The organism is Micromonospora sp. NPDC049151 (assembly GCF_040648395.1).
Classification (GTDB): Bacteria; Actinomycetota; Actinomycetes; order Mycobacteriales; family Micromonosporaceae; genus Micromonospora.
The window spans coordinates 1-21,699 of sequence record NZ_JBEZDP010000040.1 but is presented as its reverse complement, the minus strand read 5'-3'; the positions used below and the strand labels follow the sequence as shown (position 1 = coordinate 21,699).

The 21,699-nt window shown below is 73.6% G+C and carries 23 protein-coding genes; 14 read left to right on the top strand and 9 right to left on the bottom strand.

The features are described from left to right. Positions 1 to 75: 75 nt before the first annotated feature. The 5 genes from AB0B20_RS28220 to AB0B20_RS28200 all read left to right on the top strand — a co-directional run bounded on the left by AB0B20_RS28220 (position 76) and on the right by AB0B20_RS28200 (position 5,375). The gene (locus AB0B20_RS28220; RefSeq protein WP_357389847.1) at positions 76 to 1,572 is read left to right on the top strand and encodes an NAD(P)/FAD-dependent oxidoreductase; all 1,497 of its coding nucleotides are present in this window, start codon (positions 76 to 78) and stop codon (positions 1,570 to 1,572) included. Then, positions 1,565 to 2,539 (top strand): SDR family NAD(P)-dependent oxidoreductase, encoded by a 975-nt coding sequence (locus tag AB0B20_RS28215; RefSeq protein ID WP_357474850.1) that lies wholly within the window; start codon positions 1,565 to 1,567, stop codon positions 2,537 to 2,539. The genes AB0B20_RS28220 and AB0B20_RS28215 overlap by 8 nt, the downstream gene beginning before the upstream one ends. Further along, a complete protein-coding gene (locus AB0B20_RS28210; protein ID WP_357389843.1) occupies positions 2,536 to 3,375 on the top strand; it encodes an alpha/beta fold hydrolase in 840 nt (279 codons plus the stop codon). Before AB0B20_RS28215 ends, AB0B20_RS28210 begins: the two co-directional genes overlap by 4 nt. A gap of 69 nt (positions 3,376 to 3,444) precedes the next feature. Beyond that, entirely contained in the window at positions 3,445 to 4,095 is a 651-nt protein-coding gene (locus tag AB0B20_RS28205) for a GntR family transcriptional regulator (RefSeq protein WP_357389841.1), read from the top strand. Continuing rightward, positions 4,092 to 5,375 carry an MFS transporter gene (locus AB0B20_RS28200; RefSeq protein ID WP_357474847.1) on the top strand — a complete coding sequence of 428 codons (1,284 nt, stop codon included), beginning with the start codon at positions 4,092 to 4,094 and terminating at the stop codon, positions 5,373 to 5,375. The genes AB0B20_RS28205 and AB0B20_RS28200 overlap by 4 nt, the downstream gene beginning before the upstream one ends. Before the next feature lie 44 nt (positions 5,376 to 5,419). Here the strand turns inward: AB0B20_RS28200 and AB0B20_RS28195 are convergent, their stop codons facing one another. Further along, complete coding sequence (locus tag AB0B20_RS28195; RefSeq protein WP_357389837.1) at positions 5,420 to 5,833, bottom strand: hypothetical protein; 414 nt, start codon at positions 5,831 to 5,833, stop codon at positions 5,420 to 5,422. A gap of 140 nt (positions 5,834 to 5,973) precedes the next feature. Here AB0B20_RS28195 and AB0B20_RS28190 point away from each other — a divergent pair, with 140 nt between their 5' ends. The 5 genes from AB0B20_RS28190 to AB0B20_RS28170 all read left to right on the top strand — a co-directional run bounded on the left by AB0B20_RS28190 (position 5,974) and on the right by AB0B20_RS28170 (position 10,809). Beyond that, positions 5,974 to 7,062, top strand: a complete 1,089-nt coding sequence (locus AB0B20_RS28190) for an S-(hydroxymethyl)mycothiol dehydrogenase (protein ID WP_357474844.1) — start codon at positions 5,974 to 5,976, stop codon at positions 7,060 to 7,062. After that, a complete protein-coding gene (locus AB0B20_RS28185) occupies positions 7,059 to 7,688 on the top strand; it encodes an MBL fold metallo-hydrolase (protein ID WP_357389835.1) in 630 nt (209 codons plus the stop codon). The genes AB0B20_RS28190 and AB0B20_RS28185 overlap by 4 nt, the downstream gene beginning before the upstream one ends. A gap of 130 nt (positions 7,689 to 7,818) precedes the next feature. Then, a complete protein-coding gene (locus tag AB0B20_RS28180; RefSeq protein WP_357474840.1) occupies positions 7,819 to 8,919 on the top strand; it encodes a DUF3626 domain-containing protein in 1,101 nt (366 codons plus the stop codon). 211 nt (positions 8,920 to 9,130) lie between these two features. Next, on the top strand, positions 9,131 to 9,856 hold the full coding sequence (locus tag AB0B20_RS28175) for a hypothetical protein (RefSeq protein ID WP_357389831.1): 726 nt from the start codon (positions 9,131 to 9,133) through the stop codon (positions 9,854 to 9,856). Positions 9,857 to 10,257: 401 nt separating this feature from the next. After that, on the top strand, positions 10,258 to 10,809 hold the full coding sequence (locus AB0B20_RS28170; protein WP_357474837.1) for a hypothetical protein: 552 nt from the start codon (positions 10,258 to 10,260) through the stop codon (positions 10,807 to 10,809). 51 nt (positions 10,810 to 10,860) lie between these two features. Here AB0B20_RS28170 and AB0B20_RS28165 read toward each other — a convergent pair whose 3' ends face one another. Both AB0B20_RS28165 and AB0B20_RS28160 read right to left on the bottom strand, forming a co-directional pair. Further along, the gene (locus tag AB0B20_RS28165) at positions 10,861 to 11,778 is read right to left on the bottom strand and encodes an alpha/beta fold hydrolase (protein ID WP_357474834.1); all 918 of its coding nucleotides are present in this window, start codon (positions 11,776 to 11,778) and stop codon (positions 10,861 to 10,863) included. Continuing rightward, positions 11,775 to 12,116, bottom strand: coding sequence for a hypothetical protein (locus tag AB0B20_RS28160; protein WP_357474831.1), 342 nt, complete (start codon positions 12,114 to 12,116; stop codon positions 11,775 to 11,777). The genes AB0B20_RS28165 and AB0B20_RS28160 overlap by 4 nt, the downstream gene beginning before the upstream one ends. A 70-nt stretch (positions 12,117 to 12,186) precedes the next feature. On the opposite strand from AB0B20_RS28160, the gene AB0B20_RS28155 reads away from it, so the two are divergent. After that, entirely contained in the window at positions 12,187 to 12,744 is a 558-nt protein-coding gene (locus AB0B20_RS28155; protein ID WP_357474828.1) for a helix-turn-helix domain-containing protein, read from the top strand. Here the strand turns inward: AB0B20_RS28155 and AB0B20_RS28150 are convergent. Continuing rightward, positions 12,717 to 14,159, bottom strand: coding sequence for an MFS transporter (locus tag AB0B20_RS28150; RefSeq protein WP_357474825.1), 1,443 nt, complete (start codon positions 14,157 to 14,159; stop codon positions 12,717 to 12,719). The two genes, AB0B20_RS28155 and AB0B20_RS28150, sit on opposite strands and share 28 nt — an antisense overlap. A 71-nt stretch (positions 14,160 to 14,230) precedes the next feature. Next, positions 14,231 to 14,467 carry a hypothetical protein gene (locus tag AB0B20_RS28145; protein WP_043323944.1) on the bottom strand — a complete coding sequence of 79 codons (237 nt, stop codon included), beginning with the start codon at positions 14,465 to 14,467 and terminating at the stop codon, positions 14,231 to 14,233. 143 nt (positions 14,468 to 14,610) lie between these two features. Between AB0B20_RS28145 and AB0B20_RS28140 the strand changes: the two genes are divergently transcribed. After that, a complete protein-coding gene (locus AB0B20_RS28140) occupies positions 14,611 to 15,759 on the top strand; it encodes a geranylgeranyl reductase family protein (protein WP_357474866.1) in 1,149 nt (382 codons plus the stop codon). Between the two features lie 11 nt (positions 15,760 to 15,770). On the opposite strand, the gene AB0B20_RS28135 is transcribed toward AB0B20_RS28140, so the two are convergent. Further along, positions 15,771 to 16,805 carry an NAD(P)-dependent alcohol dehydrogenase gene (locus AB0B20_RS28135; RefSeq protein ID WP_357474822.1) on the bottom strand — a complete coding sequence of 345 codons (1,035 nt, stop codon included), beginning with the start codon at positions 16,803 to 16,805 and terminating at the stop codon, positions 15,771 to 15,773. 93 nt (positions 16,806 to 16,898) lie between these two features. On the opposite strand from AB0B20_RS28135, the gene AB0B20_RS28130 reads away from it, so the two are divergent. Further along, positions 16,899 to 17,084 (top strand): hypothetical protein, encoded by a 186-nt coding sequence (locus tag AB0B20_RS28130; protein WP_357389817.1) that lies wholly within the window; start codon positions 16,899 to 16,901, stop codon positions 17,082 to 17,084. Positions 17,085 to 17,123: 39 nt separating this feature from the next. Here the strand turns inward: AB0B20_RS28130 and AB0B20_RS28125 are convergent, their stop codons facing one another. Continuing rightward, a complete protein-coding gene (locus tag AB0B20_RS28125; RefSeq protein ID WP_357474820.1) occupies positions 17,124 to 18,914 on the bottom strand; it encodes a 5'-nucleotidase C-terminal domain-containing protein in 1,791 nt (596 codons plus the stop codon). 152 nt (positions 18,915 to 19,066) lie between these two features. Between AB0B20_RS28125 and AB0B20_RS28120 the strand changes: the two genes are divergently transcribed. Then, positions 19,067 to 19,969, top strand: coding sequence for an SDR family oxidoreductase (locus AB0B20_RS28120; protein ID WP_357389813.1), 903 nt, complete (start codon positions 19,067 to 19,069; stop codon positions 19,967 to 19,969). A 63-nt stretch (positions 19,970 to 20,032) separates the two neighbouring features. Here the strand turns inward: AB0B20_RS28120 and AB0B20_RS28115 are convergent, their stop codons facing one another. Together AB0B20_RS28115 and AB0B20_RS28110 are read right to left on the bottom strand one after the other, a co-directional pair. Next, positions 20,033 to 20,683 (bottom strand): nucleotidyl transferase AbiEii/AbiGii toxin family protein, encoded by a 651-nt coding sequence (locus AB0B20_RS28115; RefSeq protein WP_357389811.1) that lies wholly within the window; start codon positions 20,681 to 20,683, stop codon positions 20,033 to 20,035. Beyond that, complete coding sequence (locus tag AB0B20_RS28110; protein WP_357474817.1) at positions 20,680 to 21,006, bottom strand: hypothetical protein; 327 nt, start codon at positions 21,004 to 21,006, stop codon at positions 20,680 to 20,682. Before AB0B20_RS28110 ends, AB0B20_RS28115 begins: the two co-directional genes overlap by 4 nt. Between the last annotated feature and the right edge of the window lie 693 nt (positions 21,007 to 21,699).

Below are 21,699 nucleotides of genomic sequence, written 5' to 3'. Positions count from 1 at the left end.
CTCGACACGGTGTTGACTGCGGTCGACGGCGATGGATAGTGTCCGGTCCACCGCCGGTGCGAACGGGAGAAACCGATGGCCGCAGACCACGTCGACGTCCTCATCGTCGGGGCCGGCCTGTCCGGCATCGGCGCCGCCGTCCACCTCGGACGCGAATGCCCCGGCAAGACCTACGCGGTGCTGGAGGCCCGGGGCGCGATCGGCGGCACCTGGGACCTGTTCCGCTACCCGGGCATCCGCTCCGACTCGGACATGTACACCCTCGGCTACTCGTTCAAGCCGTGGACCGATCCGAAGGCGATCGCCGACGGCGACGCCATCCGGGCGTACGTGCGCCAGACCGCCCGCGAGTACGGCGTGGAACGGCACATCCGCTTCCACCACCGGGCCCTGCGCGCCGAGTGGGACAGCGCCACCGCGCGCTGGACGGTGCACGCCCACCGCGACGACACCGGCGAGGACGTCACGCTCACCTGCGGGTTCCTGTTCACCAACTCCGGCTACTACCGCTACGACGAGGGCTACACGCCCCGGTTCCCCGGCGTCGAGCGGTACGCCGGCACGCTCGTGCACCCGCAGCACTGGCCGGACGACCTGGACTACGCCGGCAAGCGGGTCGTGGTGATCGGCAGCGGCGCCACGGCTGTCACCCTGGTCCCGGCCATGGCCGAGCGGGCCGCCCACGTCACCATGCTCCAGCGCTCACCCACGTACGTGATCGCGCTGCCCTCGCGCGACCCGTTCGCCGACGCCGCGCGGCGCTGGCTGACCCCGAAGGCCGCGTACGCGGTGGCCCGGTGGAAGAACGTCACGCTCGGGGTGGCCAACTTCCAGCTCAGCCGCCGTGCCCCCGGCGTGGTGAAGCGGTTCCTGCGCCGCGCCGCGAAGGGCCGCCTCCCGTCCGGGTACGACGTCGACAGGCACTTCTCGCCCCGCTACAACCCGTGGGACCAGCGCCTGTGCGTGGTGCCGGACGGGGACCTGTTCGCCGCGCTGAGCGCCGGCCGCGCGTCGGTTGTCACCGACACCATCGACACGTTCACCGAGCGGGGCGTCCGGCTCGCCTCCGGCGAGGAACTGCCCGCCGACGTGGTGGTCACCGCCACCGGCCTCAACCTGCTCGCGCTCGGCGGTATGACGCTGGCGGTCGACGGCGCGGAGGTCGACCTCGCCTCGACTGTGGCCTACAAGGGCATGATGCTGTCCGGCGTGCCGAACTTCGCCATGACCATCGGCTACACGAACGCCTCCTGGACGCTGAAGGCCGATCTCGTGGCCACGTACGTCTGCCGGTTGCTGCGCCACCTCGACGACACCGGGCAGCAGATCGTCACGCCGCTCGCGCCGGACACCGACGACCTCGAACCGATCATCGACCTCCAGTCCGGCTACGTGCTGCGTGCCGTCGACCAGTTGCCCAAGCAGGGGCCGCAGGCGCCGTGGCGGCTGCACCAGAACTATCCCCGCGACGTACGCCTGATGCGGCACGGCCCGCTCACCGACGGCGTACGGTTCGCCCGCGCGGGCGTACCCGCCACGGCGGCCACCACCTCGGGAGGAACCGATGCGTGACCTCGTCTTCCCCGGCGGCACGGCGGTGCTCACCGGCGCGGCCAGCGGCATCGGCGCGGCGCTGGCCCACGGGCTGGCCCGGCGCGGCGCCGACCTGGTGCTGCTCGACCGGGACGCCGACGGCCTGGCCGCGACAGTCGCCGCGATCCGGGCCGCGTACCCGGACCGGCGCGTCGAGACCCACCTGGTCGACCTGGCCGACGCCGACGCCACCGACCGGGTCGCCGCCGAGATCCACCGCGCGCACCCCCGGATCCGGCTGCTGATCAACAACGCCGGGGTGGCGCTGGGCGGGCGCTTCGACCAGGTGACCCTGGAGGAGTTCCTCTGGGTCATCGAGATCAACTTCCGGGCGGTGGTACGCCTGACCCACGCGCTGCTGCCCGCGCTCAAGGCCGAGCCCGGGGCCCACCTGGTCAACGTGTCCAGCCTGTTCGGCCTGATCGCGCCCGCCGGGCAGGCCGCGTACGCGGCGAGCAAGTTCGCGGTGCGCGGCTTCACCGAGGCGCTGCGGCACGAACTCGTCGACGACGGCGTCGGCGTCACGTCGGTGCACCCGGGCGGCATCCGGACCCGGATCGCCGCCAGCGCCCGCGTGGGCAGCGGCGTGGCCCTCGACGAGTACGAGGCCGGGCGCAAGCAGTTCGAGAAGCTGCTCACCATCGACCCGGCCACCGCCGCCGAGGTGATCCTGCGCGGCGCCCAGCGCCGCCGGGGCCGGGTGCTCATCGGCTGGTCGGCGAAGCTGCCCGACCTGCTTGCCCGCATCGCCCCCGCCGGGTACGGCAAGGTGCTGGCCCTGGGCATGCGCCAGCGCCCGGCCGGGCCGGCCGAGACCCCCGCAGCCGCGCCCGCCGAGACATCCGCAACTCCGGCCGTCGAAGCGCCGGCGGTCCGGGCCGACGTGCCGGTGCCGTCCGCCCGGACCGGCGAGGAGGCCGTGCCGGAATCCGGGCGCCGGGCGTGACGCTCGCCCTGCCCCCGGCCGGCGAGACCACAGTCGACGGGCGGCGCGTCCGGTGCCGGATCAGCGGGGACGGCTCGCCCGTGGTGCTGCTGCACGGCATCGGCCGTACCCTCGACGACTTCGCCGCCCTGCACACGGCGCTGGCGCGCGACCACCTGGTGCTCGCGGTGGACCTGCCCGGGCACGGCGGCTCCGCGCCGCTGGACGGCCCGCACACGCTCCCGGCCCTGGCCGCGGCGGTGGCCCGCTTCCTGGACGTGGCCGGGGTGGGCGACCCGGCGCACCTGGTCGGCAACTCCCTCGGCGGGGCGGTGGCGATGCGCCTGGCCGCCGACGAACCGCGGCGCGTCGCCAGCCTGGCGTTGCTGAACAGCGCCGGCTTCGGCCGCGAGGTGACGGTGGCGCTACGGCTGCTCGCGGTGCGTCCGCTGGCCCGGCTGCTGCTGCGCCCCGACCCGAGGATCGTCCGCCGCACCGAGCGGGCGATCTTCTACGACCCGGGGCACGTCACCGAGGAACGGATCGCCCTCGCGCTGGCCGTGGCCGGGCAGCCGCACGCGGCCCGGGTGATGCTGGAGCTGGTCCGTGACCTGGGGACCTGGCGCGGCGTACGCCCGCGGTGGCGTACCGAACTGCTCGACGCGGTGGCCGCGCTCGACCTGCCCACGCTGCTCGTCTGGGGCGACCGCGACCTGATCCTGCCCGCCGCGCACCTGGCGTACGCCCGCACCCGCCTGCCGCACGCGCGCAGTCACCTGTTCCCCGACACCGGGCACATGCCGCAGATCGAGCGGACCGCCGAGGTGGAGGCGCTGCTGCGCCGGCTGTGGGCCTGACGGTGGCCCGCGCCACTGTCCGGGCCCGCGCCGGGCCGTCCGGGCGGCCCGGGGAGCAAGCTTAGATACATGACGCATCCCAGCCGGACCGCGCTGTCCGCCGCCGAGCGGGCGTACCGGCACCTCAAGCAGGCCATCCTGGAACAGGTCTACCCGGGCGGCCAGCTCGTCAGCGAGGGGGAGATCGCCGAGGCGACCGGCGTGTCCCGCACGCCGGTGCGGGAGGCGCTGCTGCGGCTGGAGTCCGAAGGGCTGGTCAAGCTCTACCCGAAGCGCGGGGCGCTGATCCGGCCGGTCTCGGCGCGGGAGATCGCCGACGTCATCGAGGCCCGCCGCCTGGTCGAGCTGCACGCCGCCGACCGGGTCTGGCCGCGCCGCGCCGAGCTGCGCGCCGACCTGGCCCGCTGGCTGGACGAGATGCGCCGCGCGCACGCCGCCGGTGACCTCACCGCGCTGATGGCCGCCGACCGGTCGTTCCACGCCGCGGTGGTGGAGGCGGCCGGCAACGAGATCCTGGCCGAGCTGTACCACAGGCTGCGCGACCGCCAGCTGCGCATGGGCGAGGCGAGCTTCCGGCTCTCGCCCGGCTGGGCCGAGGTCGCCCTCGCCGAACACGCCGGCCAGCTCGCCGCGCTCGACGGCGACGACCCGCGGGCGTGGCACGACGCGGTGGCCGCGCACATCGACACCGCCGCCCGGATGCTCGGGACGCTGCGGTGAACGCGGGTCGCCGGCCCGCCGTCCTGGTGTACGCGGTGGCGCTGGCCGCGTACGTGGCCGCCGTGTTCCACCGCAGCTCGCTCGGTGTCACCGGGGTCGACGCGGCGGACCGCTTCCACATCAACGCCGCCGCGCTCGCCACCTTCTCCGTGGCGCAGCTCGCCGTCTACGCCGCCATGCAGATCCCGGTCGGGGTGCTGCTGGACCGGTACGGCTCACGCCGGCTGCTGCTGGCCGGTGGCGCGCTCATGGTGGCCGGGCAGCTCCTGTTCGCGGTCGCCGATGGCGTGCCGGCCGCCGTGGCCGCCCGGGTGCTCGTCGGGCTCGGCGACGCCATGACCTTCATCAGCGTGCTGCGCATCGTCGCGTTCTGGTTCCCCGGCCGGCGCAACCCGCTGCTGGTGCAGCTCACCGGCACCGTCGGCCAGCTCGGTGCGGTGCTCGGCGCCGTACCCCTGGTGGCGCTGCTGCACCAGGCGGGCTGGACCCCGGCGTTCCTGACCGCCGCGGCGCTCGGCGCGACAGTGGTGCTGCTGGTCCTCGTCGCGGTACGCGACACCCCGCACGCTGAGCACGCCACCGCGCTCGCCCCCGACCTGGCCACAGTGCGCCGCCAGCTCGCCGACGCCTGGGCCCAGCCCGGTACCCGGCTCGGGCTGTGGACGCACTTCGTCACCCAGTTCTCCGGCGCGGTGTTCGCCCTGCTGTGGGGGTACCCGTTCCTCGTACAGGGGCAGGGGTTCTCGCCGACCGCGGCGGCCGGGATGCTCACGCTGATGACGATGGCGACGCTGGTGTGCGGGCCGGTGCTCGCGCACCTGTGCTCCCGCCACCCGTTCCACCGCTCGGCGGTGGTGTTCGCGATCACCGCCGCCACCGCCGGGGTGTGGGCGGTGGTGCTGGTCTGGCCCGGCCGCGCGCCGCACTGGCTGCTCGTGACGCTCGTGGTGGTGCTCGCGGTGAATGGTCCCGGTTCGATGATCGGGTTCGACTACGCCCGCTCGTTCAACCCGGTGCGCCGCATCGGCAGCGCCACCGGCATCGTCAACGTCGGCGGTTTCGCCGCCTCGATCGTGCTGATCCTGGCCGTCGGTGTGGTGCTGGACCTGGCCACCCCGGCCGGGCAGGCCGCGCCGCCGCTGTCCGCGTTCCGCTGGGCGTTCGCCGTGCAGTTCCTGCTCTGGGCGCTCGGCGCCGTGCAGGTGCTGCGCTACCGCAACGCCGCCCGCCGCCGGCTCGCCGACGAGCGGGCCGCCGTCGTGGTCGCGGCGCCGGCCTGAGTACGCGGCCGGTCCGGCAGCGCGGGCGGCCCGGCGCGGCCGGTTCAGCGCCGGTGCCGGACCAGCGAGTCGAGCACCAGCGTCAGCCCCGCGCCGACCAGCCACACGTCCTTGGCCAGGCCGATGCCCGCCTCGCTGGGCCGCAGGCTGGTGCCCTCGCGCATGCCCGGCGTCTTCAGGTAGAGCTGCACCAGCCCGGCGCCGAACGCGGTGAGCGCGGCGCCGGCCAGCAGCGACGGCACGAACGGGGCGAGCAGCGCCGCACCGAGGGCGATCTCGCCCCGGGACAGCAGCACGCCGAACCGGTCCGGCGGGATCTGCCCCAGCTGCGGCATCGCACCGGCCGCCATGCCGTGCATCCCGGCGGCGGCCTCGCCCTCCAGGTTCCGCTTGCCCAGCCCGGAGTTCAGGATGTACGCGCCGATCGCGACGCGCAGTGGCGCATGTGACAACCTCATGATCACTCCCGTCCCACCTGGTAGAGCCGGCATCCCGGGTACCCGGTCATGACCAGGACAATCCGGCGGCCTTCGTTGGGTCGCGGGTCATGATCAGCGGTAGGTTCGGCAGAGGCAGACCACGCAACGGAGGAGGCACCGTGAGCCAGGAAGTCCGGGGAGTCGTGTCGCGGCGCAAGGGCGCGCCCGTGGAGGTCACCACCATCGTGGTGCCGGACCCGGGGCCGGGCGAGGCGGTGGTCCGCATCCAGTCGTGCGGCGTCTGCCACACCGACCTGCACTACCGCGAGGGCGGCATCAACGACGACTACCCGTTCCTGCTGGGCCACGAGGCCGCCGGCATCGTGGAGCAGGTGGGCGACGGGGTCACCGACGTGGCGCCCGGCGACTTCGTGGTGCTCAACTGGCGCGCGGTCTGCGGGCAGTGCCGGGCCTGCCGCCGTGGCCGCCCGTGGCACTGCTTCGCCACTCACAACGCCACCCAGAAGATGACGCTCACCGACGGCACCGAGCTGACGCCCGCGCTCGGCATCGGCGCGTTCGCCGAGAAGACGCTCGTCCACGCCGGGCAGTGCACGAAGGTCGACCCGTCGGCCCGGCCGGCGGCTGTCGGCCTGCTCGGCTGCGGTGTGATGGCCGGTCTCGGCGCGGCCATGAACACCGGCAACGTGACCCGGGGCGACTCGGTCGCGGTGATCGGCTGCGGCGGCGTCGGCGACGCGGCGGTGGCCGGCGCGGCACTGGCCGGTGCGACCACGATCATCGCGGTGGACACCGACTCCCGCAAGCTCGACTGGGCGCGCAAGTTCGGTGCCACGCACACCGTCAACGCCTCCGAGGACGACGCGGTGGAGGCCATCCGCGCGGCCACCGGCGGCTTCGGCGCCGACGTGGTGATCGACGCGGTGGGCCGTCCGGAGACGTGGAAGCAGGCGTTCTACGCCCGCGACCTGGCCGGCACCGTCGTGCTGGTCGGCGTGCCGACGCCGGAGATGACAGTCGACCTGCCGCTGCTCGACGTCTTCGGCCGCGGCGGCGCGCTCAAGTCGAGCTGGTACGGCGACTGCCTGCCCAGCCGCGACTTCCCCATGCTGACCGAGCTGTACCGGCAGGGCCGGCTGGACCTGGACGCGTTCGTCACCGAGGAGATCGCCCTGGACCAGGTCGAGGAGGCGTTCGCCCGGATGCACCACGGCGACGTGCTGCGCTCGGTGGTGGTCTTCCCGTGACCGCCCGCGTCGACCACGCCGTCACCTCCGGCACGTTCTCGCTGGACGGGCAGACGTTCGACGTGGACAACAACGTCTGGGTGATCGGCGACGACGCCGAGTGCGTCGTCCTCGACGCGCCGCACGACGTGGCGGCCATCCGCGAGGTCATCGGTGACCGGCGGGTGCTGGCGATCGTCGCCACCCACGCCCACGACGACCACGTACGGGTCGCGCCCGAGCTGGCCCGGGCCACCGGCGCTCCGGTGCTGCTGCACCCGGCCGACCGGGTGCTGTGGGACATGACGCACCCGGGCACGGAACCGGACGGCGACCTCACCGACGGGCAGACGATCACCGTCGGCGGCACCACTCTGCGGGTGTTGCACACCCCGGGCCACAGCCCCGGCGCGTGCAGCCTCTACGCCCCCGACCTGGGCGCCGTCTTCACCGGGGACACCCTGTTCGCCGGTGGGCCGGGCGCGACCGGACGCTCGTACAGCGACTTCGGCACCATCGTCGAGTCGATCCGTACCCGGCTGCTCACGCTGCCGCCGGAGACGGTGGTGCACACCGGGCACGGCGACGACACCACGATCGGGGCCGAGGCGCCGCACCTGGACGAGTGGATCGCCCGGGGCCACTGAGGACGACAGGTTCGCGCGGGCCCGGCCGGGCCCGCGCGGCGTCTTGCGGCCGTCAGTGCCCGGGACAGCCGCGTCTCCGTCCGCTTCGGAGCGGCCCGGAAAACCGTGTGGCCGCGCGGCCCGCCGTCCGGTGATACTCGGGCCCGTGCCCGTCGCCACCCTCACCGCCGCCCAGTCCGCCGCGCTGCGCCACGTTCGCGACATCGCGCTGCGCGACCGCCCGTCGGCGCTCGCCGTCATCGCCGACCACCTCGCCGCCTCCGGCGCCACCTACCGGTACGAGGAGGTCGTCGACGCGATCACCGGGTACGGCCGTCTGACGCTCAACTTCCACCCCGACCGGGTGCTGCGGGACGGCCGCACAGTGGTCGAGGCGCTGGACGAGGAGGGCGTCTACCGCAGCCAGTTCGAGACCGGCATCTCCAACGGCGGCCTGACCGCGTACCCGGGCGGCGACCGGGACGTGTGGGAGCGGGCGATGTTCGGCGGCGCGTACCAGCGGCCGGGCGTGCTGCCCGCGGAGCGCCCGAAGTACGGCGGCCTGAACCTGCTCGACCACGCCGACGGCGCGTGCCCCCGGTTCGGCTCCTGCCACCTGCGGCTGCGCCCGGAGGTGCTGGCCCGGGCCACGTTCAGCTTCGGGGACAGCCACGTCGAGCCCACCGAGTTCGGCACCGCCGATGTCTTCGAGCCGGTGTTCGCCGCGTTGCTGACCGCCACCGCCGGGACCGGCGTCGCCCTGGGCGTGGCCGGCATGGACACCGGCACGCTGCTGCGGACGCTGCTGTGCCGCCGCGAGCGGGAGTCCGGGCGGGTCGGCCGGGCGCTTGACGACTACGTCGAGGCGCAGGTGCACGGCGAGATCAGCCTGGCCCGCGACGTGGAGGCGCTCGTGGTCGACCCGTCGTTCCGTGGCACCGACGTGGGACGGCGCCTGGAGGCGATCGCCGCGCGGCACGGCCTGGCGCTGCGGTTCCACCCGGGCTTCGTGCTGCCGGTCGACGGCGTGGACGCGGAGTTCCGGGGCCCGGACATCCCGCCGCTGGCCGCGCGGGTGGCCGCCGAGTTCGGGCACCCGGGGGAGCCGTTGCACGCGGCGCTCGTGGGCCGCGCCGCCGCCTCGGTGGTACGCGAACCGCAGCGCTGGGCCGACCGGGGACCGGTCGAGGTGACGTCGCAGCACCTCAAGCAGCTCTGGCACGTGCTGGTCCGGTTCGGCGCTCCGGCCTGATCGTCCCGGTCCGCCGCCGGAACGGCGCGCCTGCCCGGAATCCCGGGTGACCTGGGCCGCAGCCCGCGCCGTACCTGGCATTTCCGGAATGACCGACACGGCGGGCTGGTTGTGTCCCCCGTACCGCCGGAATCCAAACACCTACCCGGCGGTAGTCCCTCGAGGGGCGCTCACCCCGGAGCGCGTCGTAACGATCGAAAGGGCAACCATCGTGAAGCAGCACTTCACTCGATGGCTCCCCGCCATCGCGAAGACCGCCGTCGCGAAGACCGCCGCCGTCTCCCGTAACCGCCGTGCGGTGCTCAGCGTGGCGGGTGTGGCCGTACTGGGCGGGCTGGCCGTCGGCCCGGTCGCCGTGGCCGCGCCGGTGACCAGCGGGCCGCACGCCGGCGCCAAGGCCGCCATCGACCTGGCCACCGGCAAGAAGACCTCCACCGAGGCGGTCAAGCCCGGCCAGACCACCGGCCTGGACAAGGTGCCGACCCGGGCCGACCGGCCGGCCAAGGAGAAGCTCGTGCCGCACGGCGTCGAGGGCGCGCAGTCGCGCATCCCGCTCGACGACGCGCAGCTCGACAACGCCAAGGCCATCGTCGAGGCGGCCAAGGAGACCGGCGTGGGGGAGCGGGGCGCCGTGATCGGCGTCGCCACCTCGCTCCAGGAGTCGAAGCTGTACAACCTGGGTCACCTCGGCGCGTACAACGACCACGACTCGGAGGGCCTGTTCCAGCAGCGCCCGTCGTCCGGTTGGGGCACGTCCGAGCAGATCACCGACCCGGACTACTCCAGCAAGGCGTTCTTCAACGCGCTGAAGAACGTCGGCGGCTGGCACGAGCTGCCGCTGACCACCGCCGCGCAGACGGTCCAGGTGTCCGCCTACCCGTACGCGTACGCGCAGTGGGAGGAGCAGGCGGCGGACATCGTCCAGCAGGTCTGGTGACCCGACACCCGTAGCGAACGGCCGGCCCCTTCCGGGGCCGGCCGTTCCGCGCGCGGGGCTGATCCCCGCCGATCTTGGAGTTGTGGCACCTCGCAGACCTCGTGAACCGGACATCCTGGGCGCCACAACTCCAAGATCGACGGGGGAGGGCGGGAGGGCGGGCCTGTGGGCGGAGTGTCCGGTTGCGCTGTGGTGGGCGGCACCGCGCGGGCGGAATCGGGGGCGGGCGGGTGGCGTTGTAACCCGGTGCGCGACCGGAGCGGCGCCCCCGGGAACAGCCCCGGGCCGCCGGTCGTTGCACACCCGGCACGCCTCGCGCTGCCGGCCCCCCGAACTTCTTGAGCGCCTGACGGTGCCCACGCGTCCACCCCCGGATGCGTCGACCCCCGAACGGAGCCACCATGAACACGATCCTGCGCAAGAGCATTCTCGGTGTCGCCGGTCTCGCCTTCACCGGTGGCGTTTTCGCCGGCCCGGTCGCCGCGCACGCGACGGAGACCGCCAAGCCCGCCGCGGTCGCGGTCCAGAGCGTCAGTCCGCAGGGCGCGCAGTCGCACGTGGACCTGAACGACGAGCAGCTGGCCAACGCCAAGGCCGTCATCGCGGCCACCAAGAAGGCGGGCCTGCCCGAGCGGGCCGCGGTCGTCTCGATCGCCACCGCGCTGCAGGAGTCGAAGCTGGAGAACCTGGGTCACCTGGGTGACCGCAACGACCACGACTCGCTGGGCCTGTTCCAGCAGCGGCCGTCCAGCGGCTGGGGCACGCCGGAGCAGATCACCGACCCCGAGTACTCGACGCTGGCGTTCCTCAAGGGTCTCAAGCAGGTCGACGGCTGGCAGGACATGCCGCTGACCGAGGCCGCGCAGACCGTGCAGGTCAGCGCCTACCCCGACGCGTACGCGCAGTGGGAGAACCAGGCCGCCGAGATCGTCGCCGAGCACTGGAACAAGTAAGAGCTGACGAAAGGCCGGTACCCGGATCGGGTGCCGGCCTTTCGCGTGTCCTCAGTCGCTGTGCGCGGTGAGCCACGACAGCACCGGCTCGACCACCGACGGGTCCAGCGGCTGCTTCGCCTCGTCCCGGTACGCCCGCAGCGACGGCGGTCCGGGCTGGCGGCGCAGCACGTGGGTGACGTCCGGCAGCACCCCGGTCCGCACCGGCCCGCCCGCGTGCGCGGCGATGACCGGCAGGTCGGCGGGGTCGGTCTGCAAATCCTTGTCGCCGGTGAGCGCGAGGATCGGGGCCTCGACGCGCGCCAGGTCCGGCCGGGGATCGTAGCGCAGGAACTCCCGGAACCAGCGGGCGTTGAGCCGTTGCCCGCCGACCCACGCCACGTCCTTGTCGGTGGCGAGGATCTTCTCGTGGTTGCGGGCCACCTTCGCCACCAGGTCGGTGCGGGTGAGCCGCAGCAGCAGGCGTACCGGCCCGGGCAGCGTGGGCAGCAGCCGCCCGGCCTGCCAGCGCAGCACCTCGGCGCCGGTGCGCCCGGGCGCGGAGAGCAGGACCAGGCCCGCCACCGGTACGCCGCGCGCGGCGAGCGCGATCGCGGTGAGCGCGCCCTCGCTGTGCCCGACCAGGAACATCCGCCCGGCGTCCACGGCCGGGTCGTCGCGCAGCGCCGCGAACACCGCCGCCGCGTCGTCGACGTTGTCGTGGAAGCCGGTACGCGGGAACTCGCCGCTGCTCTCGCCGACGCCCCGCCGGTCGTACCGGGCGACAGCGAATCCGGCCCCGCTCAGCGCGGCGGCCAGGTGCCGCTGGATCCCCAGTGGCAGGCGGCGGTGGTCGCCGTCGCGGTTGATCGGCCCGGAGCCGGGCAGCAGCAGCGCCACCGGGTGCGGCCCGGCTCCGTCGGGCAGGGTGAGCGTGCCGGACAGCCGCTGCCCGGCCGAGTCGACGGCGAGCGGTCGGTCGATCGTCACCGCAGCACTGCCGCGGCCAGGGCGTCGGCGTCGTCGGCACCGATGAGCAGGGAGTCGTACGCCTGGCCGGTGAGGGTGATGCGGACGGCCGGCTGGCCGCCGCGGACGCTGACGAACTCCTTGCCGGCCTTGCCGCGCCAGGTGCCGACGTTGCGCGTGCGGGGCACGCCGAGGCCGGGCGCCCGGATGCCGCGGGTGGCGCGCGCCCCGTCCGGCACGACGGCGGCGCCGGCGACGGCGGAGCGGGGGAACGACAGGTCGCCGCGCAGGGCCCAGATCTTCTCGGCGGTGGTGAGCCGGACGTCGACGCGGTCGGGGGTGAGGTCGATGGTGGCCATCGGTGGACTCCTCGCTTCTGTTATCGTCAGTGAGAACATTACCGGAGGCGATAACAAAAGGGGAGCCGCTGTGGCACTCGACACCGTGGAGCTGTTGCTGCACCCGGTCCGGCTGCGCATCGTCCAGGCGTTCCTGGGTGGCCGCACGCTCACCACCGCCGACCTGCGCGCCGAGCTGAGTGACGTCCCACCGGCCACGCTCTACCGGCAGGTGGCCACGCTCGCCGACCACGGCGTGCTGCACACGGTGGGACAGCGGCAGGCCCGCGGCGCCGTCGAACGCAGCTACCGGCTCCACGAGGCCGCCGCGTCGGTCGACCCGGACGAGGCCCGGGCCATGAGCCCGCAGCGGCACCGCCAGGCGTTCCTCACCTTCGTCGCGGGCCTGCTCGCCGACTTCGACGGCTACCTCGACGCCGGCGGGGGAGACCTGGCCCGCGACGTGGCCGGCTACCGGCAGAACGCGTTCCACGCCACCGACGACGAGACCGCCGAGTTCGTCACCCGGTTCCGCGAGCTGTTCGCCGAGTACGCGGCCCTGCGCCCCGGCCCCGGCCGCACCCGGCGGCTGATCACCACAGTCCTGCTGCCCGCCGCCGATCAGGAGCCGCCCGCCGCCCGCCGGTGACCGAGCACGATGTCCGCCACGGCGGCGCCGAGCGCCAGCACGACGATCCCGGCGGCGAGCAGCAGCGAGTGGCGGAACGCCGTGCTCCAGTCGCCGCGGTCCGCGGCGAGCGTCGAGAAGAACAGCGCGCCCACCGCCGCGATGCCGGCGGCCGACCCGATGCGCTGCCCGGTCTGGAGCATCCCCGCGCCGCTGCCGGCCATCGGCACCGGCACCTCGGACAGCGTGAGCGTCTGGTTCGGCGCGATCACCAGGCCGCTGCCCAGCCCGGCGACCAGCAGCGGCAGCGCGGTCCGCAACGGCACGTTCTCGTGCGGCCCGCCGGCCAGCACCAGGTCGGTCGCGACCAGCCCGGCCACCACCGCCGCCAGCCCGATCGCGACGAGCGGACGGCCGTACCGGGTGACCACCCGGCCGCCGAGCGCGGAGGCGAGCGCCGAACCGAGCGCGAACGGGGTGATCGCCAGGCCGGCCACGAGCGCGCTGTAACCCAGGCCCATCTGGAGGTAGAGCGTGAAGATGAAGAAGATCGCGGTGAAACCGGCGAAGTAGATGAGGCCGATCAGCGCGCCCAGCGTGTACGAGCGCACGGTGAACAGCCGCAGGTCGAACAGTGGCTGCGCGCGCCGGGCGTACCGGTGCTCCCAGAGCGCGAACCCGGCGAGCAGCAGCAGGCCGGCGGGGATCAGCAGCCACTTGCCCGCGCCCCGCCACTGCTCCCGCTGCACCAGCGGCAGCAGGATCACCGTCACCCCGGCGCCGAGGAGCAGCACACCGAGCGGATCGAGCCGGCCCCGGCCGGCGGGGTTGGTCGGCCGGGCCGGCATCAGCCGCCAGCCGAGCAGCATCGCCACGATCCCGACCGGGATGTTCACGAAGAAGACCCACCGCCAGCCGTGCTCCGTGCCGCCGAGCTGGATGAGCAGCCCGCCCAGCAGCGGGCCGACGGCGGTGGAGATGCCGATGGTCGCACCGAGCAGCCCGAACGCCCGGCCCCGGTCCGCACCCCGGAACAGCTCCTGGATCATGCCGCTGACCTGGGGATTCACCACACCGGCGGCGGCACCCTGGACGAGCCGGGCCACGACCAGCCACTCCGGCGAGCGGGCCAGGCCGGCCAGCGCGCTGGTCAGCGTGAACAGGCCCACCCCGACCACGAACGCGGTACGCCGCCCGCGCGCGTCGCCGAAGCGCCCGGCCGGCACCAGCACCAGGCCGAACGTCAGCGCGTACCCGGACAGCACCCACTGCAGGTCGCTCGGCGTGGCCTGCAACGCCCGGTCGATCGACGGCACCGCGACGTTGACGATGCTGACGTCCAGCAGCGTCATGAACGCCGCGATCAGGCCGACGCTCAGCGCGCGCCAGCGGCGCCGGTCGTCGTACCCGGGGGTCGACGCCCGGCCCTCGCTCATCGTGCCCCCCACTGACCGTCGCTCACCCGACTCCGATCGCTACCCGGTGCCCGGTGGGGCAAACGACCCGATCACGCCACCTGACGCGCGCACCACCGGGGTCCGAAGTCCAGACCTGACATCGGGGAGTCCTCGCGATGCAGCAGACCCCGCTCGGTGAGCGAGTGCAGCGGCTCGCGCAGCTCCTCCTCGGTCATCCCGGTCTCCTGGGCGATCAGGTCCGGGTAGGGGACGTGTCCCTGCACCTCCAGCGCGGACACCGCCTGGTAGACCCGTTCCTCGACGGCGGACAACTGGACCTGAGGCATCGCTTCCCTCCTCGGCGTGGACCGCCCGCCCCGCGGACGGCCGGCGACCGGCGGTTACCCGGATGCGCGGCGATGATGCTCACCCGTTCGGCTGTCGTACCGGGCGGTGCGGCACGGCGGTGCCCTAGGCTGCTCCCGTGATCATGGATCTCGTCGTGGTCGGCGGCGGACCCGCCGGACTCTCCGCCGCGCACGCCGCGGCCAGTGCCGGCGTCCGCACGCTCGTTGTCGAACGGGCCACCCATCCGCGCTACAAGACCTGCGGGGGCGGCCTGATCGGGACGTCGCTGGCCGAGGTCGCCGGCCGCGTCGAGGTGCCCGCCCACGACCGGGTGGACCGGCTCACGTTCACCCGGGACGGGCGGCGCGCGTTCACCCGCCGGCACCCGGCGCCGCTGGTCACCATGATCCGCCGGGAGGAGTTCGACGACCGGCTGCGCGCCGCCGCCGTCGCCGCCGGGGCGCAGGTCCGCGAGGGCGTCGCGGTCCGCGCGATCGAGCAGGACCCCGACGAGGTACGCCTGCGCCTGGCCGGCGGTGAGCTGGTACGCGCCCGTACCGTCATCGGCGCGGACGGCTCCTCCGGCGTGACGGCGCGCCACGTCGGGGTGCGCTTCCGCCAGGTCGACCTGGGCCTGGAACTGGAACTGCCGGTGGACGCCGCCGAGCGGGACCGCTGGCGCGGCCGGGTGCTGCTCGACTGGGGGCCGCTGCCCGGCTCCTACGCGTGGGTGTTCCCCAAGGGCGACCGTCTCACAGTGGGCGTCATCGCGGCCCGGGGCGACGGTGACCGCACCCGCGCCTACCTGCGCGACTTCACCGACCGGCTCGGACTGTCCGGGGTGAGGCCGGAGCACGACTCCGGCCACCTGACCCGCTGCCGCACCGGGGACTCCCCGCTGCGGCACGGCCGGGTGCTCGTCGCCGGGGACGCCGCCGGCCTGCTGGAGCCGTGGAGCCGCGAGGGGATCAGCTACGCGCTGCGCTCGGGCCGGCTGGCCGGGGAGGCGGTGGCCGCCGGTGACCTCGACGCGTACGCCCGCGAGGTCGACCGGCGGCTGACGCCGGAGATGCGCGCCGGGCACCGGCTGCTGGAGGTGTTCGAGCGGCGGCCCGAGGTGTTCCACGCGATGCTCGCGAGCCCGCCCGGCTGGCGGATGTTCGTCCGGTTCTGTCAGGGCCGGGCGAGCTTCGCCGAGGTGCTCGACCGGCGTCCGGTGCGGGCCGGGCTGGCGCTGCTCGACCGCCTGCCCGCGAGGGCACGGGCCGCGGCGGTCGTTCAGCACGACTGAGCGTCCCCGCGTCAGGGGACGATGACCGCCCGCCCCCGCACCTCGCCCCGGCGCAGCGCCTCGTACGCCTGCGGCGCCTCGGCCAGGGGGAACGTGTGCACGTCGGCGTGCAGCCGGCCGTCGTGGGCCAGCGCGATCACCTCCTGCAGCTCGGCGCGGGTGCCCCAGAACGGCACCACCACACCGGCCTCGAACGGCACCGGCGGCGGCTCGTCGGCGACCGGCCGTACCGGCAGGGTGCCGCCGGCCAGGCCGACCAGCAGGATCTGCCCGCCGGTGGCGACCACCTGCCGGGCGGTGTCCAGGGTGGGCTGCGCGCCGACGAAGTCGAGCACCACGTCCGCGCCGTCCGGCGCCGGCCCGACCAGCTCGCGGATCCTCTCCACCGCGTCCGGGCCGGCCTGCACGGTGTGGTGCGCGCCGAGCCGGGTGGCCAGGTCCAGCGCGGCGGTGTTGGTGTCCACCGCGACGACCCGCACCGCGGTGGTGGCCAGCAGGATCTGCAACCCCATGTGCCCCAGGCCGCCGATGCCGATCACCACGCAGGAGGTGCCGGGCCGCAGCCGGGGCCGTGCCAGGTCCACCGCGTGGTACGGGGTCAGCCCGGCGTCGGTCAGCGGCGCCGCCTGGGTCAGGTCCATGTCACCGACAGGCAGCAGCCGGGACGCGGGCACCACCACGTACTCGGCGAGCCCGCCGTCGCGGCTGAGCCCGATGCCGCCGACCGGGGTGACCCGGCAGCGGTTCTCCTCGCCGCGCAGGCAGGCCCGGCACCGGCCGCAGCCGATGATGCCGTAGACGGCGGCCCGATCGCCGGGCGACCAGCCGTCCACACCGGCGCCGACCGTGTCGACGGTGCCGGCGACCTCGTGGCCGAGCGTGATCGGGACCGGGAACACCCCGGCCGGCGCGTCGAGGATGTGCAGGTCGGAGTGGCAGGCGCCGACCGCGCCGACGCGCAGCAGCACCTCGCCGGGGCCGGCCTGCGGCGTGGGCACCTCCGTGTGCTCCAGCACACCGGGTGCGGTCATCCGTACTGCGCGCATGGCTCCTCCACCTCGTCGCCGAATCGTCGCGGCGGCATACCCCTGCCGGAGCGGTTGATGCGGGGACCTGAGGGGTGGGCGCACAATGCGCTCATGAGCGAGCCGGCCGAGTCGTTCACCGACGAGGAGTACGCGTTCCTGCGGCACGTCCGCTTCGGCGAACTGCCGGTCCGGGTACGCCCGGAGGAGCGGATCGAGTCCGCCGAGACCGAGTTCCCGCCGGACCGGCCGGACCCGGTCGGCGGGGAGTCGGAGTGGCATCTGCGCGCGGGCGGCTGACGGGGCCCGGGCACCCGCCCGGACCCCGCCGCCCCACGGTCAGAAGACCGGCACGCCGTCGCGGACCAGCTTCCAGTTGGGTACGAAGAAGTCGGCCGGGTCGATGACGCCCCTGGCCTGCGCCCAGTCGATGAGCAACTGGCGGATCTCCTGCTGGGCGTTGTAGACCTGGGTCTTCACGATGCCCGGGAAGTTGCCGCCGCCGCTGCGCCGGTAGTTGTTCACCGCCACCACGAACCGGGCGTCCGCCGCGACCGGCGTGTCGGTGCCGGCCAGCACCAGGCGGGTGATCCGCTGCCCGACCGGCCTGGCGATGTCGATGTCGTAGTCGACGCCGGAGAACACGTCGTAGTTGTAGTCCGGCACGTTGGTGTCGTTGATGTTCTCGACGTCGACAGTGGTGCCGACCGGGAAGGTCTTGAAGTACTTCGCCGAGTACTCCAGGTACGCCTTCACCTCGGCGCCGGTCAGCACGACCGCCTCCAGCGTGTTGTCGTACACGTAGAGGCCCGCCACGTCGCGGATGCGCACGTCGCCCTGCGGGAACACCGCGGTGCGGCTGAACGGCGCGGCGATGGACAGCACCGGCAGGCCCGCGTACTCGCCGCCGGCGAGGGCCTCGGTGACGACCTCGGTCTGGACGTGGTTGATGAAGTCCAGGATCGGGGTGTCCTTGTACCGCGACTCGGCGGCGGACAGTTCCACGCTGGACCGCGCGACGACCCGGTTGACGTACTCGACGGTCTTGGCGTGCTGGCCGCGTACGGCCGCGAGCACCGCCGGGTCCTCGACCACGGTGTTTGTGTTGAGCGTGGTTGCCGACTTGGCGGTGACCGTCCAGCGGCCCTTCTCCCGGGTCAGCGTGAAGTCCATCCGGGTCAGCCGCTGGCCCCACTTGGACGGCTCCGAGGTGAGGACCCGCTCGCCGGTGGTGCGGTTGGTGACGAACTTCTCCGGCACCTCGTTGTGCGCGTGGCCGAACAGGATCGCGTCGATGCCGGGGACCTGCTCGGCGATCAGCGCGGTCGGGTTCTCGTTCGGCAGCTCCGGGCCGTAGCTGGAGGTGCCGCTGTCGCCGCCGTGGGCGGAGATGACCACCAGGTCGGCGCCACGACGGCGCATCTCCGGCACCCACTTCGCGGCGGTGGCGACCATGTCGGCGAAGACCAGGCGGCCCTCGACGTTGCCCTTGTCCCAGATGGCCACGCCGGGGTTGGTCAGGCCGAGGATGCCCACGCGCAGCTTCGGTGCGCCGTGCCCGCCGAGCTTGACCTCCTTGATCACGTACGGGAGGAAGGCCGGCTTGCCGGTCTTGGCGTTCAGCGCGTTCGCGGCGAGGGCCGGGAAGCCGAGCTGCTCGATCCAGGTCGCCAGCAGCGGCAGGCCGTAGTTGAACTCGTGGTTGCCGAGCGTCACCGCGTCGTACTTGAGGATGTTCATGGCTCGGGCCATCGGGTGCGTCTCACCGGTGCTGGTGATCGGCTCCTGCTTGGCGTAGTAGGTCGCCAGCGGCGTGCCCTGGATGGTGTCACCGGCGTCCAGGACCAGCGTGGCCCGGCCGGTGCGCTCGGCGCGGATCTGGTTGACCAGTGTGGCGAGCTTCGCGACGCCGACGTCGTTGTGCTTGCTGTCGTCGAACTCCGCGTCCCTGTAGTAGTCCCAGTTGTAGACGTTGCCGTGGGTGTCCGACGTGCCGAGGATCGTCAGGTCCCAGGTCTTCGGCTGCTTCGGCTTCGCCCCGGCGGGCGTGCCGGCCAGCAGGGGAGCGGTCGCGGCGGCGGCCGCGACGGCCAGCACCTGGCGCCGCGAGGCGCCGGAGGAGGAGGTCATGAGGTGCCTTTCCGAATGGGGGGTACGCGCCTCGTGGGCGCCGCTGCGCACCATAACCACCACATGTCACCTGCGCCACACCGGCCCGAACTGTTTCCCTTCCGGTCACGCGCTGCTGTTTTCCCGCCGGTCACCGGGGTAGGGGCGCATCCATGAGCGAGGACCAGTTCACCCAGCAGCACCCGGCCGAGCAGTACGGACAGCGCGCGGGCCAGCCGTCGCAACAGCAGACGCCGCCCGGCAACGAGCAGGAGATGGGGCCGAAGCCCGACCACGGTGAGGAGTCGTACCGGGGCAGCGACCGGCTCACCGGCAAGCGCGCGATCATCACCGGCGGTGACTCCGGCATCGGCCGGGCCGTGGCGATCGCGTTCGCCCGCGAGGGCGCCGACGTGCTCGTCACCTACCTCGCCGACGAGGAGGAGAAGGACGCCCGGGAGACGGTCGCCCTGATCGAGCGGGCCGGGCGCACCGGCGTCGCGGTCCGGTGCGACCTGCGCGAGGAGGACAACTGCCGCGCCCTTGTCGACCAGGCGGTACGCGACCTCGGCGGCGTCGACATCCTGGTCAACAACGCGGCGTACCAGATGTCGCAGGACAACGGCCTGCTCGACATCACCACCGAGCAGTTCGACCGGGTCTTCAAGACCAACGTGTACGCCATGTTCTGGCTCTGCAAGTTCGCGGTGCCGCACATGAAGGAAGGTTCGACGATCATCAACACGTCGTCGATCCAGGCGTTCGACCCGTCGCCGCAGCTGCTCGACTACGCCACCACCAAGGCCGCCATCGCCAACTTCACCAAGGCGCTCGCGCAGAACCTGGCCGAGCGCGGCATCCGGGTCAACGCGGTGGCGCCCGGCCCGATCTGGACGCCGCTGATCCCGGCCACCATGCCGAGGGAGAAGGTGAAGGAGTTCGGCACCGACACGCCGCTGGGCCGTCCCGGTCAGCCGGCCGAGCTGGCGCCCGCGTACGTCTACTTCGCCTCGCAGGAGTCCAGCTACGTCACCGGCGAGATCCTCGGCGTCACCGGTGGCCGCCCGACGAAGTGAGCCGTCGCCCGCCCGGCCCCCTTGGCGGCCGTCTGTTCCGCGCCGGCCGTCTGGTTCCGCTGTTCAGCGGGGCCAGGCGGCCATCCGGCGGCGTACCTCGGCGATGCCCGGCGCGTCCAGGCCGTAGCGGGTGAACCGCCGGTCGGCCAGGCCGTCGAGGTAGCGGCCCGCCGCGCGCACGTCCTCGTCGTCCAGCGCCGGGTCCACCTGCCGGGCCAGCTCCAGCAACTGCGCCACCGTGTACCGGTCCAGCGCGGCGGACACGTCGATGTAGTCGCGTACCTCCCGCCGGTTCACCAGCGCGGCGGTCTTGTTGGCGATCAGGTCGCGCACGTCCATGACCGGGCCGAGATCCATCACCACCGGGCTGCGGTGCCGGTCCAGGCGGGCCAGGCTGAGCCGGATCTGCCGCCCGTCCCGGCTCACCACGAAGTCGCGCAGATCCCGGTCGAAGCCGTCGAACACCTCGCCCAGCCCGCCCGGATCCACCTCGGTCACCCGGTAGCCGGCCCGTTCCAGCGCCGCGCGTACCCCGTCGGCCGCAGCGGCGGCGGCGCCCTCCACGTCGGCGAACAGGTCGACGTCCTCGGTGGGGCGGGTGACCAGGCCGTGCGCGGCCCACGCGACGCCGCCGCCGAGCACGAAGCGGTGCGGGCCCGCGGCGGCCAGGGCCACCCGGGCCACCTGCCGGTAGAACTCGTGCGGGTGGGTCACGCCGGGAGCAGGCTCCGGTGCCGGCCCTCCCAGGCCAGGCGTACGCCCCGGGGCAGGTTGAGCAGCGGCCACAACCGGCGCAACGTGCCCGCGTGGATCAGCTCGCGCAGGTCCTCCACGCGGGTGGTCTCGCGCAGCACGTTCTCGTACATCCAGAGCAGCTCGTCGGGGTCGCCCAGGTCGAACGCGCGTTCGCTGCTCCACATCAGGCGTACCGGCAGCTCGACGATGCCCGTGGTGGGACCGGTCAGCTCGTCGAGGGTGCGCGCCACCACGGCGGGTCGCCCGGGACGGGCGAGGTACGCGTGCGTGCTGACCGACATGGCATCAGGGTAACCCCAACCCGGCGCCGTTCCCCCCGCTCCCGCCCACCCCTCAACCCGTCGATCATGAGATTAGCGGCACCCGCCGCCCGATTCGTCCCCGCCTATTTCATGATCAACTGGGCTCGCCAGGAGATCTTGGTGCAGAACCGCCCTCATCGGGGCGGTCCCGTACCAAGATCTCCTGCCGGGGCGGGCGCGGGGGGCGGTGCGGTCCGCGCCGGGGGTCGGACTGTGCGACGTTGCCGGGTCGGCGTGGACAGAGCGGACATCCGGCTTCTGCGAGGGCTCGAATGGGGAGTGGGCTGGGGCGGTTGAGATCTTGGAGGATTCTGGCCCCCATGAGGGCCGTTTCCTTCCAAGATCTCTCGTGGGGCCGAGCCGTGCCGGTCCGCCCCCGGTCGTCGATCATGAGGTTGGCGGCGACAAAACGGACACCTGATGCCGTCAACTTCATGATCACCAGCTCAGCCCAGCCCAGGGCGGCGCGGTGCGGTGCGGTGCGGGAGCGAGTGGACGGGATCGGGCGGGTAGGTGACGGTGTCCGCGGGTGGGCGGGGGTGTCGGGTTTGGGGGTGGTCGGGGACACCCCGGTGGTGGAATCGGGGACCGGGCCGGGGCGTTATACCTGGTGCACGACCGCAGCAGCGCGCCTCCCGCACCCCAGCCGGGGTGGGCGGCACGGCCCCGGGA